Source organism: Acidovorax sp. HMWF018 (genome assembly GCF_003061035.1).
In the GTDB taxonomy this organism is placed as follows: Bacteria; Pseudomonadota; Gammaproteobacteria; order Burkholderiales; family Burkholderiaceae_C; genus Acidovorax; species Acidovorax delafieldii.
This window is the reverse complement of record NZ_QAIM01000364.1, coordinates 1-3,243: the sequence shown is the minus strand read 5'-3', so window position 1 is coordinate 3,243 and position 3,243 is coordinate 1. Positions and strand designations below refer to the sequence as shown.

Below are 3,243 nucleotides of genomic sequence, written 5' to 3'. Positions count from 1 at the left end.
GCTGAAATTCTCAGCAGGTCAGTGGAACACCCTGGTCAATATTGGATTGGCACTTTGCGGTTTAGCTGGTCAAGATTGCATCGGCACCAACACTCACAATGGCCCTAGAGGCAGTCGATAGAGGTGCCTGCACTGGGCACTTGATGGGAGTGCATCGATTGCAGTGTTGTGTGAGAAATGCCAGTGAATGACACTGCCCGCTTGCCCGAGCGAAGGTCATAGAGCAACCCTTTGTCGCTATGGCTATCGCACTGCAACCAAAAGCGCCGACTGCACTGTGTTTGCGAACGCGCCAATGATGAGAGGCGCCAGCGAAAAGATTTAGACGTGTCTCAGGAGAAGACACAGGAGCGCTCTGCGTGTGAGAGCGCCCGGGGCGCAATTGATGCTCCCATCACCGAACCTTGTCGCCACCTGTCGCGACAGGACGTTGGCGCCTTACACAACGAACGGAGAGAAGCGCCTCTCGGAGCGCCACTCCCCAACTCTTGCTTGGGAACAAGGATCAACGTACCCGGAGAGGACTTTGCTGGAGGAGAAGCCAACAATCGACTGAAGCGGGTGCCGTTTGAGCACGACTCCGAGTCCGAGTCGGTGATAGCCGAAAGCCCAAGAGACACACTCAAAAAAGCGGTAGGTTGAGTCAGTGCGCACTACCTCTTCTACTCCCGAAACCACGCTCTGCCCCCAACCTAGAACATTGAGCGCGATTGGTGCGCGAAGCGTAAGCGCACGGTCATCCCACCCTTGAGGGCGGCGGCGTAAGCGGCAACGATGGTGTCCACCAAACCAGATAGGTGGACACCATGACCGAAGCCCAGAACAAGACCCGTCGGCGCCACAGCGCCGAGCTCAAGCAGCAGATCCTGGCCGAGTGCGCCCAGCCCGGTGCATCGGTGGCCAGCGTGGCGCTCTCGCACGGCATCAACGCCAACGTCGTGCACAAATGGCGCCGACTGGCCCATGCCCCCAGCACAGATATGCAAGTTCCCACCTTCGTGCCGGTGACGCTGCCTGCGCCCAGCTGTGCGCCGGCCCCAGACATCCGCATCGAGTTGCGCCGTGGCGCTACCAGCATCTCGCTGACCTGGCCGGTCTGCGCGGCCGAGCACTGCGCGGCCTGGATGCGGGACCTGCTCAAGTGATCCGCATCGACGCCCTGTGGCTGGCTACCGAGCCGCTGGACATGCGTGCCGGCACAGACACCGCGCTGGCCCGTGTGGTGGCCGTCTTCGGTGCTGCGCGTCCGCATCACGCCTACCTGTTTGCCAACCGGAGAGCCAGCCGCATGAAGGTGTTGGTGCACGACGGCATTGGGGTGTGGCTGGCGGCGCGGCGCCTGAACAGCGGCAAGTTCGTCTGGCCGCGTGACGGTGCGTTGACCACCACGCTCAGCCGCTCGCAGTTCGACGCTCTGGTGCTCGGGTTGCCTTGGCAGCGCCTGGGCGATGGTGGCCTCATCACCGTGCTCTGAATCTGATCGCTGACATGCGGCCTGCCAATCGGTGCATGTGCCAATGGCGTGGCGTTACCGGCGCTGGCACAGTCATGCCCATGGTCGTAGAGCCGCAATCCCTGGATAGTCTGAGTCCCGAGCAATTGCGCTCGGCGCTGCTGTCCATGCTGCAAGCCGCTGCTGCCAAGGACCAGGAGCTTGCCTTCAAGCAGACCCTCATCGACAAGCTCACGCACGAGAACGCGCTCTTGAAGCGCATGAAGTTCGCCGCCCAATCAGAGCGCTTCAGCCCTGAGCAGAAGAGCCTGCTCGACGACGAGATCGAAGCGGACCTGGCGGCCGTGGCCAGCGAGATCGACGCGCTGGCGCAGACGCAAGCACCGGCCACCCCCGAGAAGAGACAGGCCAAGCGGATGCCCTTGCCGGCGCACCTGCCACGCCGCGAGATCCGCCACGAACCCACGTCCACCACGTGCGCGTGTGGCTGCCAGATGAAACGCGTGGGCGAGGACGTGGCCGAGAAGCTGGACTATGTGCCCGGCGTCTTCAGTGTCGAGCGCCACATCCGCGGCAAGTGGGCCTGCGCCCGGTGCGAGACCATTCAACAAGCGCCGGTCGAGGCGCACGTCATCGACAAAGGTATCCCCACCACCGGCCTGCTGGCCCAGGTGCTGGTGGGCAAGTACGCCGATCACCTGCCGCTGTACCGGCAGGAGGCGATCTTCGGCCGCGCTGGCCTGGCCATCCCTCGCTCGAACCTGGCGCAGTGGGTGGGCACCTGCGGGGTGCGGCTGCAGCCGCTGGTCGATGCCCTGAAGACCGAGATCCTCAGCCACCGGGTGCTACACGCCGATGAGACGCCGGTGGCCATGCTCAAGCCCGGCGATGGCAAGACGCACCGCGCCTACCTCTGGGCCTATGCGCCGGGGGCCTTCGAGAGCATCAAGGCTGTGGTCTACGACTTCTGCGAATCCCGCTCGGGCGAACACGCCCGGCGCTTCCTGGGCCACGGCACCGACAAGGCCTGGAAGGGCTGCCTGACCTGCGACGACTTCAGCGGCTACAAGGCCTTGATCGCCAGCGGCGTGACCGAGGTGGGCTGTCTGGCCCATGCCCGGCGCAAGTTCTTCGACCTGCACGCGGCCAACCAGAGCCAGATCGCCGAGTTCGCCCTGCAGCAGTTCGCCCGGGTCTATGAGATCGAGCGGGACGTCAAAGAGCTGGACACCGAGTAACGGCAAGCCGTTCGGCAGCAGCAGACCCGGCCGATCCTGGACGCTCTTAAAGAGTGGATGACGCTGCAACGGCGCCAGGTGCCCGACGGATCAGCAACCGCCAAGGCGCTGGACTACAGCCTGCGGCGCTGGGATGCGCTGACCCGATTCGTGGATGACGGACAACTGCCGGTCGACAACAACTGGATCGAGAACCAGATCCGGCCCATTGCCATCGGTCGTAACAACTGGCTGTTTGCCGGCAGCCTGCGTGCGGGCCAGCGAGCGGCCGCCGTCATGAGCCTGATCCAGTCGGCCCGTATGAACGGGCACGACCCGTATGCCTACCTCAAGGACGTGCTCACGCGACTGCCCACGCACAAGGCCAGCCGCATCGTCGAGCTCCTGCCACACCGCTGGAAACCCGCCGACGCCTGATCACCGGCCTCGGTAGGCCTGGGTTTGCCGGACGCTTACGTTGCACCCAGCCATAGGACATAGGCTTTGAAGCCGCGCCCATTTCAGCTGGCGTGCAAACCGCCGAGCAACCATACCTATGCTGCCGCGCTGGCC

2 protein-coding genes and 1 pseudogene are annotated in these 3,243 nt (G+C 64.0%); all 3 read left to right on the top strand.

What is annotated here, in order from left to right; translation table 11 throughout:
- The first annotated feature begins 806 nt into the window (after positions 1–806).
- Complete coding sequence (locus DBR23_RS13995; RefSeq protein WP_015912731.1) at positions 807–1,145, top strand: transposase; 339 nt, start codon at positions 807–809, stop codon at positions 1,143–1,145.
- Entirely contained in the window at positions 1,142–1,474 is a 333-nt protein-coding gene (gene tnpB / locus DBR23_RS13990; RefSeq protein WP_015912732.1) for an IS66 family insertion sequence element accessory protein TnpB, read from the top strand. Before DBR23_RS13995 ends, tnpB begins: the two co-directional genes overlap by 4 nt.
- Before the next feature lie 80 nt (positions 1,475–1,554).
- Positions 1,555–3,108 (top strand): annotated as a pseudogene (locus tag DBR23_RS13985) (IS66 family transposase).
- The last annotated feature ends 135 nt before the right edge of the window (positions 3,109–3,243 follow it).